Source organism: Tengunoibacter tsumagoiensis, assembly GCF_003967535.1.
In the GTDB taxonomy this organism is placed as follows: Bacteria; Chloroflexota; Ktedonobacteria; order Ktedonobacterales; family Ktedonobacteraceae; genus Tengunoibacter; species Tengunoibacter tsumagoiensis.
In genome coordinates, this window is the sequence record NZ_BIFR01000002.1 from 1492525 (window position 1) to 1512120 (window position 19596).

The window sequence follows — 19596 nt, forward strand, 5'->3', positions numbered from 1 at the left end:
TACCGGGTTTATGATTCCTGAACTTGTGATACTGAAAGGAAATTTCAATCATGCATCGCCTTAGCAGTCGTTTCAAATGGTATTTGCTAACCCCTATCGTGCTTCTCATGCTCTGTTCGATGAGCCTGATTGCTCCCTCGGCCCATGCCCAGTCTCTGGAAAACACGACCGTTCATACTGCAACCTTGAGTGGCTATGGCTACGACAACCAGGACCCCTATAAAACTGGATGCGCATCGGATTCGTACACTGCTCCGGGTACAGTCGGGATGGATTTTGCCGGAGGCTACGGGCATGTCTGGCTGAAATGGAGTCCAACCTGTCACACGGCCTGGGCCTATGTACAATTTAACTATGGCGTACCAAATAACGCATACGGAGACGCCTATGTTGGGCGTACGAATACGAATGGCTCGATTACCTGGGCAAGCTGCGCCACGGGAGATCAATATGTTTCCCCCGGCCAAACAAGCTGCTATTCTGGTATGCTCTATGATGGACCCGGCTTAACTGCCTACGCCAGGGGTTCTTATTGGGATCCTAACGGCACGTACTACGAAGTAGATACAGCACGCTGGTAGTGGCTCAATGAAGAATGAGAGTCTCACCAGTATTGGAAAACAGAGCCTGAGAGGTATTGAGAGAGAGCCCTCCTTTTTTGGCGGCTACGGCTACGTCCTTTGGTTTCCCGAGGAAGGAAGCACAGCTCGGGTCAGGATGCCATGCCAAGAGTATACGGGCGAAAGATCCTTGTCACAAGGGTCACTTTAAGCTATACTGATGGGGTCATTTTGTGAACGTATATAATTGAAGGGCATTTTGTGCGAAACCTGCGCCGGATGAGGGTCTTCTAGTGATACCTTGAGCCTGAGCAACCTTCTTTGCGGCCTCATCCCAGGCGTACCAGGTAAATAGCGCGAAAGTTCGACGATTCTTGAGGCGAATGGTGGAGGAAATCTGCGCGAAACATGGGAAGCGACCTTCATAAAAGGGCTTGAGAAGTGGTCTGGTATGCGCAAATGGTGTGCATTCGTAGGCGAGAGACTTCCATCAGCACCCATGCGAGGCTTTCGTCAAGGAAAGCATAGGCGCGCCGGCTGATCTTTCCCAGGCAAGAGTCAGGCCGAGGATTTGAGCAAGATCGGAGAAGTTCCTTTCATATACTCATGCTATGCTCGCTTTTGCGAGCAACATTCATCATGTGAAGCCAAGTAGAGAAGAAACGTTGTGTCCGCGACAAAGCGGACACATAAACACGAGATCCAAAAGGAGCAACCTGGCGTATGGACAAAATCACTGCTCAAAACTATGGTTCAGTCGAAGACTACATTGCTTCACTCGACGAGCAAACGGGAAAAGAGAGCCAGGTGCTGATGGAAATGATGCAACAAATAAGTGGACATGAGCCAAAACTGTTGAATGTAGGTACGATTGGGTTTGATACCTACCATTACAAATACGACAGTGGGCGTGAAGGCGACAGTCATGTGATTGGCTTTTATCCAAGAAAAGGGAAGATCACCGTTTATCTTATGGATGGTACGGCACGCTACTCTGACTTGCTGGCCAGGTTAGGGAAACATACAACTACTGGATATTGTGTGTACATCAAGCGGCTCAGCGATGTAGAGCTACCAATTCTTGAGCAAATCGTGCAACAGTCTTATCATTACATCAAGTCAAAGTCCCAAGATGGGCCTATAGACCGAATATTATGGCAAACGGAAAAATAGGCGTTTCAGCTTTGTCTCAAGAAATTCAAGGACGATCCGATTAAACTCGTCAGGCTGTTCCATATTAAGCATATGACGCACACCAGGTACGACAACTTTTCTGCTTGTCGCAATTTCTGCTGAGAGAAGTTCTGCAACAGTAGAGACTTCCTCTTCATCCCGGTCCCCAACGATGATGAGTGTTGGAACTTGAACTGCTGCCAGCCGCTCTCTTGCGCCAGGTACAAGAGGCTGTTGCAAACCTCGTGAGAAGTAGTGGGAAAAAGAGTACGCTTTTAGCAGGTGACGATACTGCTGGTATGCTGCAGGATATTCTTGAGCGTGAGGCATCATAGGGTCATCTGCCCACAGGTGAAAGAGGCGCGTCCGATCATTCGCTTCCACTGCCGATGACAGCGCTTGCCATCGCTGTCTCATCGCTACAGTTGGTACCATGTAACCATTTATCGTAGGGGCTGCGAGCAGAAGAGTTTCCACCATTTCGGGGTAGTGCAACGTAAAGTCCAGAGCGATTGCGCTTCCTAACGAGAGACCAAGCACAGCAGCCTTCTGGATACCCAGAAAACGAAGCAGTTCAAACAGATCCTGCACATCTGAGTAGGGAACCTGTGGCATCTGGGACTGCCCATAGCCGCGGACATCGTAACGAATCACCTGAGCGAATGTGGCAAACTCCAACACCTGAGCATCCCACATTCGCCTATCTAGCAGGCCACCATGAATCAAGATCAGAGGAAATCCCTGGCCCATTACGTCGTAAGCGAGTTGCGTACCATTCACAGGTGCAAAGCCCGTCTTTTTTTGTAATTCTTCCGTTCTATCCATACTTCTGCTCTCTGCCAGATAAGAAACCTGGCCATTTTATCTCTTTTCGTGCAAGATATTGTGCCAACGACGATGACTCAAGATCGAATCGCCTGTGAGGTGTGCCCAGCATGGAAACAAGGCCGAAAATGTACTGTATCTTCACAAAGAAGGGAATATACACATATACTCAGTATTTGTTAGAATACGAACGTAGCACATCTCCCTTGATTTTTCAAACATTCTACTCTGCCTCTATAGACAAACATCTTTACTTTTTCCTTAATTTTCTTTATACTTAGAGAGTCAAAACACATGTTAATAATGAATGGATTTTGGTGTAATCTGAATCGGCACCTGAGCATGCATCATACTGGATCACTGCCTCCTTCTCTCGCAAGAGATCGCGTATTGTCTTTTGGAGGAAAGGCCAGTACATCCACCTTTGAAAACGGACGTGGAGGTGGAGATGCCCTGGCCTCAGATTCGCCTCTCCAGGTTCTAGACCTTTACTCGCTTCCAGGCGCTCATCCTCGCAAGCATGGGGGGGAGCATGTGTGAAGATGAGCATATTTCACGTTTCTCTCCCAATGCTCGCAGAGAAAGAACCAGGCACTACTCATAGCGCAACATCTCGCCGATCGGCAGACGTGCGGCGCTCAAGGCGGGACCAACGCTTGAGATAATTGAAACAGCCACGACAAACAACAGTGTGACCACAACGACGCCGGGATTGAAAATCGTATCAAATGGTCCGGCAAAGGTATTCAGCATTTCGACAAGGACTGCTCCCCCTGGCAGCCCTATCGCCACCCCGATACACCAGGCAATCAGCGCCAGCACAAGACTTTCTATCCAGAAGACGAGGCCGATGCGGCGGCCAGTTGCCCCAAGTGACCGCAAAATACCGATTTCAGTCCGCCGTTCGAGGACCGAGGCCGCGAGTGTATTGGAGAGACTCAAGATCCCGACCAGGGCCACCAGAATCGCAACGGTGTCGAGCAGGGCATAGACCGTGACAGTTGGATCGAGTTGCGCGGCCTGATCTAAGACCGGCGTATCGAGATTGACCTGTACGTGTGCCTGCTCGAAAATGGTGACCACTTGCTTTCGCAACTGCTGAAGTGCTTGAGGCCCATGATCATGGGCAAAAATCCAGATGTTTGGCGGCCCGTCTGCTGGAAGGTTGGCGAGGGTCTGGAAGGTATCAAGCGTCGTAAAAGCCATCCCAAGCCGGACCGTGCTACTCGCATTACTCGACGCATATGCCAGTTCATGCACGATCCCCACAATCTTCCAACGGATCGACTGTGCTTGCGGGATCTCCAGACGAAACGTGACGTCCTCACCCAACTGGAGATGCAGTCGCTGTGCCGCGGTATCGCTGAGAACGAGCGAGGGTTGTCCTTGATTGGTCAACCAATGGCCGCTAAGTACGTGAGGTTGATAGACCTGACGCGTGGTTGGTAACGCATCAATCAGCAGTTCGCCACCGCTTGTCATGACAAATGTGCGGGTATCCGACGGGGTGATCTGCGCCACATCTGGCAAAGCCTGGATTTGGGAGCGGAGTTGCCTCGAAACGACCAGGTTGGATGCTAAACCGACGCGCATATCATAGATGTAAAGATTCCGCTCATGAAAGAGCGTCGTCCCGATGGATTCATTGGCTACCTGCACAGCGAGAAACATCGCTCCAGAGATAGTCAGGGCAAACAGCGTCAACGTCGCCCGCCCAGGTCGGCGGAAAATCTCACGCACGCCTAACCACACCGTTTGCGGCACCCAATGCACCCGGCGTCCCCAGGCGCTAGCATGTTGACGCTTCCCAGGACTCACGCCATAGGCTGCCATCGCCTGGCAGACAGGAATACTGGTACCCATCCACAACGGCCCCAGAGCTGAAAACACTGGCACCAATAGCCCAACTGTGATGCTTACCAGAATCACCCATGGGGCAATTTGAAAGGGAGGCAGATCCAGTTGTGCCTGATTCGCGACAATTGTTGTTACCTGTGAACAGAGGAGGAGACCCAGACCAAGACCCGGCGCAGTGCCAACCAGCGCATACAGTCCAATAGATACCAGGTATCCCTGGATGATTCTCCATCTGGTTCCACCAAGAGCTTTCATTGTCCCAATGGCTTTCATTTGCTCAGTGAGGAGCATATTCACCGTATTGAGAATCATGACACAGACCAGGAGTAGCGCGATGCTTGCCAATACGAGCAGAACCGTGAGAAAACCGGTAATACCAAGCTGTGTCTCTTGCTGGCCAGCCGTTGAGAACCGGTGAGATCCAGAGACCGTGACATGGGCCGCTTTGAGGAGTGATGTCAGAATAGCGTAGGTGACTTCAACGCCATTGAAACTCTGGTCATGCATCTTGATCAGGATCTCTGAAGTCAAAGACGGCGACAACTTATTGTCCGGTGTTGAGCCTGCAACGAGCTGGCGCAAACCCTCAGCGCTCATATACGCGACGGCCTGCGCGGGCGATTGCTCAACGGTATAGGCCAGACCGACAACACGCAGAACAACGATCTGACCAGTGGGCCTGACGATGCTCACACGATCGCCAGGCGTGACCGATTGAACAAAGCGGTCACGCGAAGCCATAACAACCTCTCCAGGCCCTGGCCAGCGTCCGCTTGTCAGGTGAAAGGTATTGAGTTGGGTCGTTTGCCAGCGTTGATAGCCATTGAGTTCAAGACTAGCGCTACGGCCATCTGCCAGACGCCAATTCGCATCTATCTGCGTTCGCACTTCCACTGTCTCTACATTCGCTACGTGGGGCAGGTCCGTGAGAACTGAAGAAGGAAGGTTGGCGACCGTAAAGGTGGCGTTGGGGACGTCAGTGGGAGCAACAATGGAGAGGAACTGTCGCCCAAACGTATCGTTCGCCACATTCACAGCAGTCAACCCCAGAACACCAAGGAAGATGCCCAGGATGACGAGCATGCTACGGCCCTTGCGCCGAGTGACATCCGCAAGCGATTTGCGCAGTAAAACGCTTCCTCTTTTCATTGCATAGTTCTTTCCGTGTGTGATTTGCTGCCAGAAATCTGCGCCAGATTGCTCTTCACTAGCTGGCCATCGCACAGGTCGATCCGCTCGTGTGCTTGCTCCGCCAGTTCTCGATCATGCGTGACATAGATCACTGTTTTGCCATGTTGAGTGAGACTCGCTAGCGTCTCGAAGATCTGGTGAGCGGTCCTTGAATCGAGATTGCCCGTTGGTTCGTCTGCGACGATCACCGGAGGGTCATTCGCGATGGCCCGAGCAATCGCGACGCGCTGCTGCTCGCCGCCGGAGAGTTCACTGGGCAGGCGATGGGCAAGATCATTGATCTGTGCGAGCTCTAAACAGGTCATAGCGCGTTCTCGCCATTGTCGGCGCTTCAGGCCACCACCGCCACCGAGTTCCAGAGCGAGCAGGACATTTTCCAGGGCCGTTAAGGTGGGAATGAGCTGGAAAAATTGGAAAACAATTCCCACATGTCTGCCTCGCCAGCGCGCCAGCGCGTTCTCACTCATCGCTCGCAATTCCTGGCCGCAAAAAAGAATATGTCCACTACTCGGACGATCAATCCCTGTCAGCATATTTAACAGCGTTGATTTTCCACTTCCAGAAGGTCCATTAATCGCAAAGAGACAGTGAGCGGGGATGGTAAAGGTAATATTCTCTAAAATGGGGATCGTTCTATTGCGTGAACGAATGGTTCGTGAAAGACACTCAACCTCGACCAGCGAGGGTGAGGTGGCATGCAGATTGCGCTCGCTTTTTCCATCGGGTGCTTGCATGGTGTTCTCCTTTTTCGGCTTCCTCTCCTTTGCGTCACTGCAGAGGGGCAGTTTGTCTCCGGCCATAGGTGGAGTGTACCTGCTTTCAAACTCGTTTGGTACGTCTCTTTCGCCACTGGCAGCCCCTGACCTGACTACTGGACACACACTGTCGTTTTCGCCACTGTCGCTTTGGCCATGAGTAAGAAAGCAAAGACATGTTATAATGAAAAACGTCTACAATGGCTCAGTTCATGAGAAGCCCATCCTGGTGTTGGATATGCAAAGACGAGAAGAATATGAAGGAAATGGTGATGAAACAGTTCATAAGGAGTATCCATCCACTCTGCTGGTATTTGCTGACCGGGTTGATCAGTGGATGGGTTTGGAATCTGCTGATACCTGGCAGGCAGGATCACTATCAGGTGGGAGCAACGCTCTTGATCTTGCTGTTCATCCTCCCAAGCACTGCGCTCTATTGGCTGGGCCTGGCAAAAAACCTGCGCAGGAGCTTCCAGTGGCTCATCCTGACAGGGCAAACAGGCATCGTGCTGATCTTGACGCACATAGCACAAGATGGGATGGTGGCATTTTTCCTTTCTCTCGTATTCTGTGTTGCGGTGGTTGAAATGTTCAAACAGCTCCGTCTCATTCTGCTGGTTTTGGGATGCTATCTTGCGTTGCTGCTACTCTACACTCAGACTTTCGGCTCTCACATCCCCTGGTTTTTCCTCTGGAGAGGAGATTTCTTCGTTGTCGAGATTCCCGTGCTCCTCATTCTGGCTGGCCTGGCCATTTTTCTGCAACAGAAACGCGCTCATGCGAGGACCCAGGCTCTTTTGCGTGATCTCAACACCGCTCATCTGCAATTGTCGGCCTACGCCCTGCGCGTAGAAGAATTGACGATGCTGACCGAACGGCAACGGCTGGCACGAGACCTCCATGATACGCTCACGCAGGGGGTCGCCGGGTTACTCATGCAACTCGAAGCTGCCAGCGCGTATTTCAGCAAAGGTCAGACTGAACGTACCCACGAGATCGTTCTCTCGACCATGAGCAGAGCGCGGACTGTGCTGACCGAGACACGCTACGTCCTCCAGGATCTGCGTGCAGACCACCCACGTTCTGAAGACCTCGCCGAAATGGCGCAAGAGGAGATTGACCGCTTCACGAACCATACGGGTATTCCTTGCGAGGCTTCACTCAATGCCCTCGCAGCGACGCCAGATATGCAGAGTGGACATATCCTGCGAGCCATTTCCGAAGGATTAGCCAATGTCGCCCAACATGCGCAGGCCCATCAGGTTTGGATTAATGTGCACGAGTGCGCAACCTGGCTGGAGATCGAGGTTCGCGATGATGGGATTGGTTTCGACCCCGCCACCGTTGCGACACGTCCAGGGCATTATGGATTAGCTGGGCTGCGCGAACGCGTTCGCTTGATGGGGGGACAACTCACGATTCTTAGTTCTCCAGGACAAGGCACTCAGATCATCATTACTGTGCCGATCAATGATGCAAGGAAATGTGCATGAGCGAAATAATCCGTGTCGTCATCGTAGATGATCATCCCATTGTGCGCGAGGGAATCCGTTTGATGCTGGCGACCAGCGATGATCTGGCTCTGGTGGGAGATGCCGCCGATGGAGTTGCGGCACTGCAAACGATTGAAGAACTGCAACCAGATGTTGTCCTCCTTGATATACGCCTGCCTGGAATGGGCGGTCTAGATGTGCTTAAGTTTCTCAGGAAAACCTGGCCACAGATCGCAGTGTTGATTCTCACGACTTACAATGAAGATGAACTCATCGTGCGTGGCTTCCAGGCAGGTGCGTCTGGGTATCTGCTCAAAGAAGGTTCACTGGAGACGCTTTTCCATGCCATTCGGGCAGCTTCCCGTGGCGGGGTCGTGATGCAGCCAGAGATCATGACTCGCGTGCTAGCACACACCACATCTCCCGCCGGAGAAGAAACACCAGCTCTCACTCATTCACCCATTGCTCCTCTTCCCAGTCCTTTGGCGTTGACGAATCGAGAACAGGAGGTGCTAGCTGGTGTGGCCTGTGGCGAGCGCAGCAAAGAGATCGCGAAGCGTCTGGGTATTACTGAGCGCACCGTTCGAGCTTATCTGACGAATATTTACACCAAACTCAACGTTGATTCACGCGCGTCAGCCGTCGCTCTTGCCCTTAAGTATGGTCTCTTACCCACACAAACAGAAACGTGAAAGATGTGGCATCATAAGGTTCAACCTTGAATAAAGATGAGCAGGTCCTCGTTGAGGCGATCCTTGTGAGTGAGGAACATGCCATGACTCCCGCCAGGATAGGTTTTGAGTTCGCTGCCTGCAATGCCTTGAGCTGTCCTGCGTCCACACAGATGGAGAGGGGCAATTTGATCGTTCTCTCCATGAAGAATCAGTGTTGGCACTGTACATGCGGGCAGATCGGGCAGCAGACTGGTCTGCGCATTGGTACGGAAGCACTCGATGGCTGCTTTGGGCGAACACTCAAGAACGAGCCGGATGGCCCATTGCACCATCTCTGAGGAAAGCTGTGGTGGCGCTGGCCACGTCGATCCAAGACCGAAGTATTTGATCGCGCCATCCGTCATGTACAGCGGACGGTCCTGCTGCATCCTCGCTATAGCGAACTCGGAAGCCTCTTTCGGAAATCATTGTGGATTCTCTGCCGATCTCAGCATACCAGGAGTCGTACCGCTCACGAGCACGACGCGAGCAATGCGACTGGTGCCGTGGCGAGCAAGATAGTGGACGATCTCTCCACAGCCCATTGAGTTCCCAACCAGGGTGAGATCGCGTAGATCGAGCCGGGTAATTACCTCCGCAAGATCATCGGACAGCCGGTCAATATCATCATAGCCACGTCCAGGATCATCCGAACGACCATGCCCTCGACGATCAAAGGCGATGCAGCGCAGCCCATGGTTGGACAGATAGAGCATCTGATATTCCCACATAGCCCCACTAAACGCCCAGGCGCTGACAAAGAGCACTGGTGCCCCAGTGCCCCAATCCCGATAATAGAGTTGGACGGAATCGTTTGTTTGAATATATGGCATCGTTTCTTCTTCTTTCTTGATGCATTCCACTACAATTGTCCCTCTGATAGAAATTCATCTGTGTTCAGAGAGAGCAGAACAAGCCCGAGACTGTGAATTTTCAGGAGCACTCGATAGAGCGCCGCTTGATCAACCAGTCTCCCCCGCAAGACTGTTCTGCCAGAGGCCTCGGGGAAAATCTCTAGGCTCTCAAACCATTCTTGCCAGGATGGGTCTAGATGTCCTTCGATAGCGATTCGGCATCGCATGTGCGGCACTATCCTCCTTTCGTTTCGTTCAAGATGGTTGAAAGTATAAAACCCCATCGGGTGAGTTGTGATCGCCCGATGGGGTGGTTCTGGCAGAATGAGAGAAGAAATGGGAAAGCTAGAGCAAAGAGGAGTGCCGCGCCACCGTACTTGCCTCGACACGGTTGCGAACCCCCAGCTTGCGATAAAGGCTCTGGACATGGGTTTTGACGGTATTAACCGAGATCACCAGGACATTCGCAATCTCTGGATTGGAGCGTCCAGCGACGAGCAGACGCAGCACGCGCTGCTCCTGATCGCTGAGTGGTTCCAGGGGGAGCGAAGCCTCTTGAGGAGAGGCAACAGATCGAACGTCAGGTCGCTCGACAAATGCACGCAGGAGGGTTCGCACAAAGGAGCGCAAGGAGGCCTCATAGAGCTCAGGCAAGAGTGTTCTGAGCAGGGATTCCATCACTGGGCCTTCGTCGAGGAAGAGGCGCTGGGAATGCTCTGGTTGGGCCATTTGTAACGCTTGAAGAAGCGAAGATCTGGCCTGACTGTGTTCCTGGCAGACAACATAAGCCAGAGCCTCCAGAATCTGCATACGGAGGACGCTCTGGGCGCGGCCCTGAGCTTGAGCTTTCTCTTTCCAGGGGGCGAGCGTTTTCAAGGCTGCCATCCCTTGCTTTTGCGCTATGTGTACACGTGCAAGGAGAAGCGCCTTTTCCTGCTGGTGCAAGAGAGGCAGAGTGTGTTCTTGTGCGAGCAACGGGACCTCTTCTCTGGTCTGAGTCCATTGCTCTCCTGGGGCGAGATCTCCCTGAGCCAGTTGCAGCTCTAAGCGAAACATGCGTATGGTGCTCAAAGGACCGGGGAAACGTGCATACTTTTCCCATTTCAAGAGCAGATCGAGAGCCTGATCAGGCTCTCCAGAAGCACGCAGCAGACGAGCCTGAATGAGCGCACCTGATGCCAGAACATGGATTTCTTTCTCTGGCCTCTCTCTCAATGCCTGTGCCTGGGATAGATACTGCCACGCCTCGTCCAGTTTATTGCGTTCATACGCAAGCCGCGCCAGACAATGATAGGCCCAGGAGACAAAGAAGGGCTCGGTATCCCCTGTTTCCAGAAGAAATTGCTGCCGAACAAGACTTTCATCTTCTTCAATGTGGCCCAGTGCTTGATGGAAATAGTGCGATGCCCTATATAGCTCACCTTTTTCCAGGCAGACCTCACCCAGAAAGAGGGCGGCCCCGAAGGCACCAGCATGATCGCCAAGATTTTTGATCCGCTCATACCCCTCAAGAAGGTGCACCCAGGCCACCTGTACTTCACCTGCGAGGAGGGCTTCGAGACCCCTGATTAAAAGATTATTGGGATACATGAGACTGTGTTCTGTCAGGAGTGGTTGGGCCTGATGAGTCAACAGAAAGAGATGCATCAGGTCTTCTTGAAAAAAGGCGAGAACGGCGTGAAGTTGCAACGCATCCCCATGCCGTTCCCGCTGTTCACTCGCCTCAAAGCCCTGCTCTGCCCACTGGAGAAGTTGTTCGGAGCGTGTCCAGGTATCAGATGAACGCCGATCGGTCGTAAGCATTAAAGCCAGTGTAAACTGGAAACAGAGCTCCGGTTGGACTTGTAGGACCTCATCTGGTGTGCGTTTCAACCACGAGCAGACCAGGGAATACTCATTACGAAAGGTATGAGGGGCTACAAAGCGCTTCATCAACATCATTGCACGAGAAAAATGCTCACCTCTGAGAGCAGCTTCAATCGCTTCCGGCACCAATTGCTGCTGTTCATACCACTGGCTCGCTTTAGCGTAAAGCTCACCCACAGCGGCTGTTCCCAGGCGGCGGCGAGCTTCGTGCTGCATCGCCTGCGCCCACAGGGAGTGATAGCGATACCACTGCCGATGCTCATCAAGGGAGTGAAGAAACAGATTGGCTCGTTCCACCTGTTCGAGAAGGTGGGCACTATCCTCTCTTTCTCTGACAGCATCGCAGAGTGAGGCACTCAGCGGATTCAGCCAGCTTGTCTGCAACAAGAATGTTTGCAGTTCGGCTGGCAGGCTGGCAAGGATCTCTTCACGCAGATAATCAAGCACAAATCGCTGGCTTCCACTCAGCGTTTGCACATAGATGGATGGGGTAGCGTGGTTCTGGAGAACCAGGGCCGCCAGTTGCAGGCTAGCAATCCAGCCTTCGGTGCGAGCTTGTAGGAGCGCGATATCCGCCTCCGAGAGGGCGAGCCCCATGCGCTGAGTGAGAAAAGCCTGCGTTTCTTCTCTCGTAAAGCGCAACTCGCTATTGCGAAGCTCTCCCAGATGCCCACGCACACGAAGGCGAGCCAGGGGAAGATCAGGATCGGTGCGACTGGGCAGCAGCAGATGCACATGTGGTGGCAGATGCTCCAGCCAGAATGTCAGGGACGAGTGAATCATGGGCTCGTTGATGACGTGATAATCATCCAGAATCAGCAGGATAGGTGAGGTCGCTACGTGCTGGCTGGCCAGCTCATTGAGCAAGGCTGTCAAACTGGTCGCGAGAGGAGCAGATGCCTGGAGCAGAGAGAGCGCGCGTCCCCCGATCTCTGGTCTGCATCGGCGTAGAGCCTCAATCAGCGAAGTCCAGAAGCGCGTTGGATCATTGTCCATCTCCTCTAAAGGGAGCCAAGGCACTAATTGAGGGTGCCTGTACGCCCATGTCGCAAGCAGAGTGGTCTTTCCCCAACCAGCGGAGGCCGAGAGCAAGGTGAGTGGGCGAGAGAGGGCAGCATCTAACACCGCAAGCAACCGTTCCCGCACGACAAGCGTGGCAGGTAACTGTGGCGGAGAGAGTCTGGTCGTTACCATCATGAGGCTGGAATCATCGAGCTTGCGACCCGGTGACCCGGTGCTGGAAGGCGTCTCTTTCCTGAAAGGCTCGCTCGGCAAGAAGGCAGTATGCGAAGATGGTCGTGAAGAATCGTGCTTGATCTCCTGCAGATCCCTGGCTACTTCCTCTAAATGTGCGAAGGTCACGGCCTCACTACGTCCGAGATAGTGCTTGCGCGTCCTACCTGCGTTTGTGTGGTAGGCATACCAGTAGCCACTCCCACGCGAACGGGACTCTTTCAGCACATTGAGATGACCAGATTGCCCCTGAAATGAAAACGAAGCATGAACTCTCAGCCAGGCGTGCCATCCCTCCTCATTTTCGGGTTTGATCAACAGCGGTGGATGTTCAGATGTATGAAGAACATACATGTGGTCTTCGCTAGACCACATGAGTGTATAAGCAGGTGATTTCGGCATAGGCTCCTTGTCCACAACAAATGACGTCCCCAACTCCCCAACATCAACATAGATGAGTATATGAGTATAGCACGTCCCTTAAAGTTGCCACAAACAGCCGATCATATCTGGAAGTCGTCAGAGCACAATTGACCAGAGAGAATCTTTAGTCTGACATCAGAAAAGTATGATCGGCTTGCCAGACTGCTCTATAGATACTGACTGGTCAGGGATTGTTTGGCGTTGCGCAAGTCGGAAGGCGTTCCTTCAAAGAGAATAGTTCCTCCATTATGCCCACCTTCGGGTCCCATATCGATGATCCAGTCGGCATTGCGAATGATATCGAGATGATGCTCGATGACGACAACAGTATTGCCACCATCGACCAGACGGTTCATGATGGTGAGCAAGCGGCCAATGTCCGAGAGATGCAAGCCAGTAGTGGGCTCATCCATGACGTAGATACTGCCACGCTTATGGAGTTCGCTGGCAAGTTTAATGCGCTGGCACTCGCCACCTGAGAGCGTTGAGAGGGGCTGACCAAGGGTCAGATAATCCAGCCCCACATCGCTCAACGCCTGGAGCTTTGGCTGTACTTCTTTCATCTTCAAAAATGCCAGTGCCTGAGAAATAGTCATGTTTAAGACATCAGCAATAGATTTCCCGTTTAAGGTATAGAGCAGGACCTCGTCCTTAAAACGTTTGCCACTGCATACGTCGCAAGGAAGCTTGACGCCCTCCAGGAAACCAAGGTCAGTATAAGTGACACCCAGCCCCTGGCAGTTAGGACAGGCACCTTTTGAATTAAAACTAAATAGACCTGCATCGGCTTTGTTGGCTGTTGCAAAAGCCTTGCGTACATCATCCATAATACCCGTATAGGTTGCAGGATTGGAGCGACTGGATGTACTCAGAGATGATTGATCAATCACTACTGCTTCCGGATGCTGACTGAGGAAAGCTTTATGAATTAACGAACTTTTGCCTGAACCAGCGACGCCAGTGATGACTGTCAGCACACCCGTAGGAATATTCACACTGACATCCTGCAAATTGTTGACTGTGGCATGAACGATTGGCAGAGACCCGGTTGCGTGGCGAACGCTCTCTTTCATCGGCCTGGTCTTCAGCAAATGGTTGCCCGTCAGCGTATCGGCCTGGAGCAGACCAGCGTAATCGCCTTCATAAACAATCGTCCCTCCTTCAGTCCCGGCATATGGTCCCATATCGACGATGTAATCGGCCTTCTTAATCACATCAGGATCGTGCTCTACAACAAGAACTGTGTTCCCTTTGTCACGCAATTTTTCTAGCAGGTCGTTGAGGCGATGGACATCGCGCGGGTGAAGCCCAACGCTCGGCTCGTCAAAGATATACATGACATCTACCAGGCTGCCGTTCAGATGTTTGACCATTTTGACACGCTGCGACTCTCCTCCAGACAGGGTATCGGTGGCCCGACCCAGGCTAAGATACTCCAGACCAATCTCTACCAGATGTTGCAGCCGTTCGGTCAAGGTGCGAATGATTGGCGCCGCCTCCGCTTCTTCGATACCCTTGACTATCTCTAGAAGGTCTCCAATCTCCATCGTGACCATATCTGCAATCGTGTACCCTTTGATCTTGCAGCTTAAGGCGGCCTGATTGAGCCGGGCTCCCTTGCAAAGTGGACAGGGGCCAAGCTTCAAAAAGGGCTCGACCTTTTGCCGTATACGAGGCGAGAGCGTCTGGATATCTCGCGCAACGAACTTGCGATTGAATTTGTGCACCAGGCCCTCATAGGTGTTGTATGCCAGGCCTGGATGTTTGCGTAGTTCGCTGTGGAGAAGCAGGTCTAATTCCTCTGGGGTATACTCTGCTATCTTCTTGTCGTTGTCAAAGAAGCCAGATTGTGCATAGAGATCGCACTCCCATCCGGCCAGTCCCGGGGCAATGACCGCTCCCTCATTCAGAGATCTGGTGGTATCAATCATCGCTTCCTGAGTAATACCGATCTTACGACCCAGGCCATTGCATTCCAGACACATACCCTGTGGATCGTTGAAGGAAAAAGCATTGGCCGAACCTACATACGGTTTGCCAATGCGCGAAAAGAGCAGTCGCAGCACAGATGCAATGTCTGTTACAGTCCCCACTGTGGAAGTAGAGCCACCACCCAGGCGCTTCTGATCAACAATCACAGCCATGCTCAAGTTCTCAATCGTATCGGCATCTGGTTGGGGATAGCGTGGTAGGAAGTTGCGTACAAACATACTAAAATTCTCAAAGAGGAGCCGTTGGGCTTCGTTAGCAATGGTATCAAAGACTAACGAGGACTTGCCCGAACCCGACACGCCCGTAAAAATAATGATCTTACGCTTGGGCAAGCGTAGCGAGACATCTTTCAAATTATTCTCGCGCGCGCCCCGAATCTCTATATATTCTTGAACCATATGGATAGTTATTCTCTTTCATCTTTCTTTTGACCAACAAGCAAAACATTCCCATCAGGATCTTTAAAGGCCAGGATATACATTGAGCCAATATCTTCAATCGCACCTATTCGTTCGATATTTCTGGCCATCAGGAAATCATGTGCAGCTTGAATATCAGTTGTTTCGAACATCAATTGAGGGTGTCTGCCATCTGGTTGATTGAGCGTTATGTTGGCATCCAGCGTTAAAAAAGGACTGTGTTCGCGACCCATAGGGACATCATAAATAGTACCTTCGTGGGTAAGGGGGCCTCCAGGGGCAACGCTGAGGAGTTCATTATACCACTGACTGGAGCGTTGTATATCGGTTACATGTATAAAGACGCTCATCAAGTGATTTTGGATTGGACCTTTCATCGTTTTCCTCTTTTCAACAGGCTCTTTGTAGGATAGATATAGAATACTATTCCTGTGCCATAAAAGAAATATGGAAATTCAATCCACGCCCCTCAATCGCTCAGGCAGGAGCCGTTCAGCCCGACGAGCATGATCCTTATCACCAACCGCTGTAAAAATCTCATACGCTCTGTGTGCATAGCGGCTCGCTTCCTCCGCTTTTTGAAGATAAGCTAATCCATGATAGACTGAATAAGTATATTCAGGTCGCGTGGTCGTACCAAAAAGACCTTCAGTTGCTAAACGTTCAATCTGCCAGAACTGATGCGAGAGGAGTTCCACGAGCAGCTCTGCATGTACAAGCTCTGGTGCAAAGTACCGCAGAGGGGATGCGAAAACCAACTATCAATGGCAGGAAGGTGCGTCTGGCGAAAGTCTTCACTTCGCCCTTCATAGACGCATTTTTCCCACGCTAGCTCATCTGCCAGACTACCAGCGCGATAACCAAAGCCAAACAGCGGCTCAAAGGTCTCACAGAGCAACTTACTCCAATAGACAAACGCTTGATAGACCTCCATGTAGGAGACTGCTTCCTCATCGTCTCTCGCAGCAGCTACATTCAGACCATCAACCGTTAAACGCACCCAATCAAGGTGCGGATTCCGCCGATTTATCTGAAAGTAAAGCAGGCTCACTCCGTTATCAACCAACAAAGCTCCACGCTGTGCCAGCATGAGTTGTTCGGCTGCTACACGAAATGTTCCATGAAAATCCTCTCCTAAAAGTAAGGTGACAGTACCAGAAGTGAGCAGTTGCTCTTCCCAGGATAAAGGGGCAGTTTGAGCGTCTTTAACATCATGAAAGCTCAAGCCATACGACCAGAGACGCTGTAAATGACTCAGTAGCCATGTGCCGTCTCTTTCTCGCCTGGGTAAGCAGCATTCAAAAATCCAATCACTTGCATCGGATAAAGACATTTTGGTGCAACCTTCCTTCACCGCTCAAAGCAGTTACTCAGGTATGAGACTATCCGCTCTACGCACATTTTCTTTATCACCAATTGTCTCGAAAATCTCAAGAGCTCGCCGCGCAGCCCGCACATCTGTCTTGCCTTTGGCAAGATAATGTAGCGCACTATACCCACTATAGGTATATTCTGGGTAGGTGGGGGTAACAAAGAGACCATTGGTGCTCAAGCGCTCAACTTGCCAATGTTGATGTGACAGGTAACTCATTGTGAGCTCTGATGTCACAAGCGAGGGAGCCACATAACGTAAAGGCGGCTCATAAAACCACTCATCAATGGGTGGTAACGTTCCTTGAAGCAGTTCCTGCCCTTCATTGCGTAACAGACGGAATTGACTAATGTCATTCTCAAGATATGCATTCTTATTGCCAAAGCCAAAAAGAGGTTCAAAGATTTCGCAGACTAGCTTACAACAAGAAACAAACGACTGCTGAACTGCAAGATAGTTATCACCATTGATTTTATCTCTTTTAGCAGCAGCATCAATACCACGGACTCCTATATGCATCCAGTCCAAATATGGATTGCTGAGTAGAAAATATGGATCCAAATCAATGAACGCTACTCCATATGACATCCCGATAAGGCCACCATTCGACTCCAACAGGTGCTCAATACACCAGGAAAAGCTTCCACTCAAGCCTGGGCTTTTTGCTGTTATGATTTTTCCCGTAGATAGTAATTGTTCTTCCCAGGTTGCAGGCCAGTTCTCTTGCGACAGCTTAAATGCATAAAAATGAAGACCGTAAGCCCATAGGCGCTTTAGCTTCTTTAATAGTTCGTTACTAGCCTCTGCAGTATGCTTCCCCTTAGGAAAACAACAAAAAAAGTCCCAATCACTGGTATCATATATGGACATCTTTTGTCTCCAAATTATATTTACTACGCTGTACAATTTTTATCTGGCTGATACATGATAGTCACTCTGTTACTATTAAACGGTGGATCAATTACTGTACATTCAGCAGAATAAGTTGCCACACACCTTCCAGGAGATTAAATACTGGTCGTCAGGAGACTCCTGTATAATCCATTTCCATCACCTCAACCTGATGACTCCTGAGCCAATCATCCGATGCCAGCAGATCCACAGTCAGAAACAAGATGGACATGTGCTAGTTGACGAGATAGAAATACTTGGCCAGAAAACATAGGCGAACCTCCTTCCTGTGATGTTTCTAAACACTATAACGATCCCAAAAGGTATGAGCAATATCTCGAGCATTTGTTTGAATATTGTAGCGCGCGAAATATTGACATACTCTCTCGATATCACGTAGTAAGAGTGGGAATAAACGAAAATTACTTTTTAACTCTGTTGTCTGAGAAAAATCAATTATTTTCACAGCTCCTTGCCTATACAAAATATTATATGCAGACAAGTCTCCGTGGATCCGTTTATGAGCCAAAAATAACTCAATATTGTTCATAATACGATTAAAAAGCTTAAGAGCTTCGTTCTCTTCCAACTTCACATGTTGCAATAATGGTGCCCCTTCATCCCCATCTGCAATATACTCCATCAGTAGAGCGTTTCCCGTCTGAGCAATTGGTTTTGGTACATCAGCACCAACATTATATAAAAGCTCTTGAGTTTTAAATTCATAATTTACCCACTCTTGTACTAAAGATAGAGCTTCCGAATCTCCTCTTTTTCTCTCATCATGTGTATTACGTACATTTGAATTTCCTCTATTTTGTCTATACTGCATTGTACTTTTTAAATTATAAAAGATACTTGGGCGATAGATTTTTGCAGCAACATAACTAGTGTCCTCTGAATACTCGTTCAAGCAACAGTATACTGTTGCTTCTTTGCCACTTTTCACCAGGCTTATCACATCTGAAATCAGGTCAGACTCATAGAAATAGGTAAGTGAAGAGAGTATCCAGGGGGCATCTTGCTGAGAGATCGGAAGTGTTGGGCTAAAGGGAGGTTTCGCTCCATCTCCCTTTTTCAATGATTGCTCTCGCAGCCAATATTGAACATTAGAACTTTTCCCTGTATTTTTAGGAGATTTAGGCCGCTTAATCTTTGATCTGTTGATGATTTTTGTACGAATTGGGACTATTGAATCTATATCATCATCTTCGTAATTGTTTGCCATAGCTACTCCTTTTGGATAGTAGTGTTAAGAGTGCATATTTTAGTTTTTTTGATTTTTACTTCCAACTGCATCTCTATGGTACAGCCACATTAAATGGTAATGGTGGAGACATTTGAGCCCCATTTTTGTCATTTTTCTGAGATCTTCACCATTTAATGTAGCTGTACCACTATTGCGGCTTTTGTAAAAAAAGATCTTTTGCCAATTCAGTTTGCACCGGTGTCTCTCTATTTCCATACCATAGCCGACGCATTTCCCCTGAAGTTGCGAGTAAAGTTTCTAATGGCCCTTGAACTTCTACTCTCCCATCTTTCATTAAAATGATATGATCTGCTCTCTGTCAATGGCAATGTCATCTCACGATGACCGATTGCAAGTGTAACGAGTTGACCATCGCAGGCGCGCACAGTACCACTTATCCCGACGCGCCAGGTGATCGCCCAGGGAGTACGCGAACGCTCTAAAACGACGATATTGTCGACGCAAATGACAACTCCACCATTCTGGAGCTGAAGGTCATAGTGTGCTGGCTGCACCTGTGTTTCTCCAAGCAGACATACCAGAGCACCTTGATTGTGGGCATCCTCTACGAATGCCAGAGCAGATGAGGTATGAGGTAAAGACATAAAGCATTCTCCTTCGTAAAAAGTGACTAACCTTCACGGGAAAAATCGCTTCACGGCTCTACAAAGAAGAAGAAGAGGAGAGCGCAACTTGTGGTGCTGAAGAGGGCAGTGAACCTTGATACTGA

18 protein-coding genes are annotated in these 19596 nt (G+C 50.3%); 4 read left to right on the plus strand and 14 right to left on the minus strand.

The features are described 5' to 3' along the window. Window positions 1–50: 50 nt before the first annotated feature. On the plus strand, window positions 51–581 hold the full coding sequence (locus EL628_RS26520) for a DUF2690 domain-containing protein (protein ID WP_126582993.1): 531 nt from the start codon (window positions 51–53) through the stop codon (window positions 579–581). Between the two features lie 702 nt (window positions 582–1283). Then, window positions 1284–1733, plus strand: coding sequence for a DUF1801 domain-containing protein (locus tag EL628_RS26525; RefSeq protein WP_126582994.1), 450 nt, complete (start codon window positions 1284–1286; stop codon window positions 1731–1733). On the opposite strand, the gene EL628_RS26530 is transcribed toward EL628_RS26525, so the two are convergent. The 3 genes from EL628_RS26530 to EL628_RS26540 all read right to left on the minus strand — a co-directional run bounded on the left by EL628_RS26530 (window position 1713) and on the right by EL628_RS26540 (window position 6340). Beyond that, on the minus strand, window positions 1713–2558 hold the full coding sequence (locus EL628_RS26530; protein ID WP_126582995.1) for an alpha/beta fold hydrolase: 846 nt from the start codon (window positions 2556–2558) through the stop codon (window positions 1713–1715). The genes EL628_RS26525 and EL628_RS26530 overlap by 21 nt on opposite strands. Window positions 2559–3152: 594 nt before the next feature. Further along, window positions 3153–5564 carry an ABC transporter permease gene (locus tag EL628_RS26535; RefSeq protein ID WP_126582996.1) on the minus strand — a complete coding sequence of 804 codons (2412 nt, stop codon included), beginning with the start codon at window positions 5562–5564 and terminating at the stop codon, window positions 3153–3155. Continuing rightward, the gene (locus tag EL628_RS26540; RefSeq protein ID WP_126582997.1) at window positions 5561–6340 is read right to left on the minus strand and encodes an ABC transporter ATP-binding protein; all 780 of its coding nucleotides are present in this window, start codon (window positions 6338–6340) and stop codon (window positions 5561–5563) included. The genes EL628_RS26535 and EL628_RS26540 overlap by 4 nt, the downstream gene beginning before the upstream one ends. Before the next feature lie 293 nt (window positions 6341–6633). Here EL628_RS26540 and EL628_RS26545 point away from each other — a divergent pair, with 293 nt between their 5' ends. Then, a complete protein-coding gene (locus EL628_RS26545; RefSeq protein WP_161975791.1) occupies window positions 6634–7854 on the plus strand; it encodes a sensor histidine kinase in 1221 nt (406 codons plus the stop codon). Continuing rightward, on the plus strand, window positions 7851–8546 hold the full coding sequence (locus EL628_RS26550) for a response regulator transcription factor (protein WP_126582999.1): 696 nt from the start codon (window positions 7851–7853) through the stop codon (window positions 8544–8546). Before EL628_RS26545 ends, EL628_RS26550 begins: the two co-directional genes overlap by 4 nt. A gap of 20 nt (window positions 8547–8566) precedes the next feature. Here the strand turns inward: EL628_RS26550 and EL628_RS26555 are convergent, their stop codons facing one another. The 11 genes from EL628_RS26555 to EL628_RS26605 all read right to left on the minus strand — a co-directional run bounded on the left by EL628_RS26555 (window position 8567) and on the right by EL628_RS26605 (window position 19471). Then, on the minus strand, window positions 8567–8932 hold the full coding sequence (locus EL628_RS26555; protein ID WP_126583000.1) for an alpha/beta fold hydrolase: 366 nt from the start codon (window positions 8930–8932) through the stop codon (window positions 8567–8569). A gap of 60 nt (window positions 8933–8992) precedes the next feature. Further along, complete coding sequence (locus tag EL628_RS26560) at window positions 8993–9400, minus strand: alpha/beta fold hydrolase (RefSeq protein ID WP_126583001.1); 408 nt, start codon at window positions 9398–9400, stop codon at window positions 8993–8995. Between the two features lie 29 nt (window positions 9401–9429). Beyond that, window positions 9430–9648: a DUF8691 family protein gene (locus EL628_RS26565; RefSeq protein ID WP_126583002.1), complete on the minus strand. Its 219-nt coding sequence runs from the start codon at window positions 9646–9648 to the stop codon at window positions 9430–9432. A gap of 118 nt (window positions 9649–9766) precedes the next feature. Continuing rightward, window positions 9767–12922, minus strand: a complete 3156-nt coding sequence (locus EL628_RS26570; RefSeq protein WP_126583003.1) for a winged helix-turn-helix domain-containing protein — start codon at window positions 12920–12922, stop codon at window positions 9767–9769. A 188-nt stretch (window positions 12923–13110) separates the two neighbouring features. Next, a complete protein-coding gene (locus EL628_RS26575) occupies window positions 13111–15333 on the minus strand; it encodes an ATP-binding cassette domain-containing protein (protein WP_126583004.1) in 2223 nt (740 codons plus the stop codon). 8 nt (window positions 15334–15341) lie between these two features. Then, window positions 15342–15731: a VOC family protein gene (locus EL628_RS26580; RefSeq protein ID WP_126583005.1), complete on the minus strand. Its 390-nt coding sequence runs from the start codon at window positions 15729–15731 to the stop codon at window positions 15342–15344. Window positions 15732–15809: 78 nt separating this feature from the next. Continuing rightward, window positions 15810–16052: a hypothetical protein gene (locus EL628_RS26585; RefSeq protein WP_126583006.1), complete on the minus strand. Its 243-nt coding sequence runs from the start codon at window positions 16050–16052 to the stop codon at window positions 15810–15812. After that, window positions 16010–16687, minus strand: coding sequence for a hypothetical protein (locus tag EL628_RS26590; protein ID WP_126583007.1), 678 nt, complete (start codon window positions 16685–16687; stop codon window positions 16010–16012). Before EL628_RS26590 ends, EL628_RS26585 begins: the two co-directional genes overlap by 43 nt. A 33-nt stretch (window positions 16688–16720) precedes the next feature. Beyond that, window positions 16721–17596, minus strand: coding sequence for a hypothetical protein (locus EL628_RS26595; RefSeq protein WP_126583008.1), 876 nt, complete (start codon window positions 17594–17596; stop codon window positions 16721–16723). Between the two features lie 319 nt (window positions 17597–17915). Continuing rightward, a complete protein-coding gene (locus tag EL628_RS26600) occupies window positions 17916–18845 on the minus strand; it encodes an RIO1 family regulatory kinase/ATPase domain-containing protein (RefSeq protein ID WP_126583009.1) in 930 nt (309 codons plus the stop codon). Between the two features lie 227 nt (window positions 18846–19072). Then, complete coding sequence (locus EL628_RS26605) at window positions 19073–19471, minus strand: hypothetical protein (protein WP_126583010.1); 399 nt, start codon at window positions 19469–19471, stop codon at window positions 19073–19075. Between the last annotated feature and the right edge of the window lie 125 nt (window positions 19472–19596).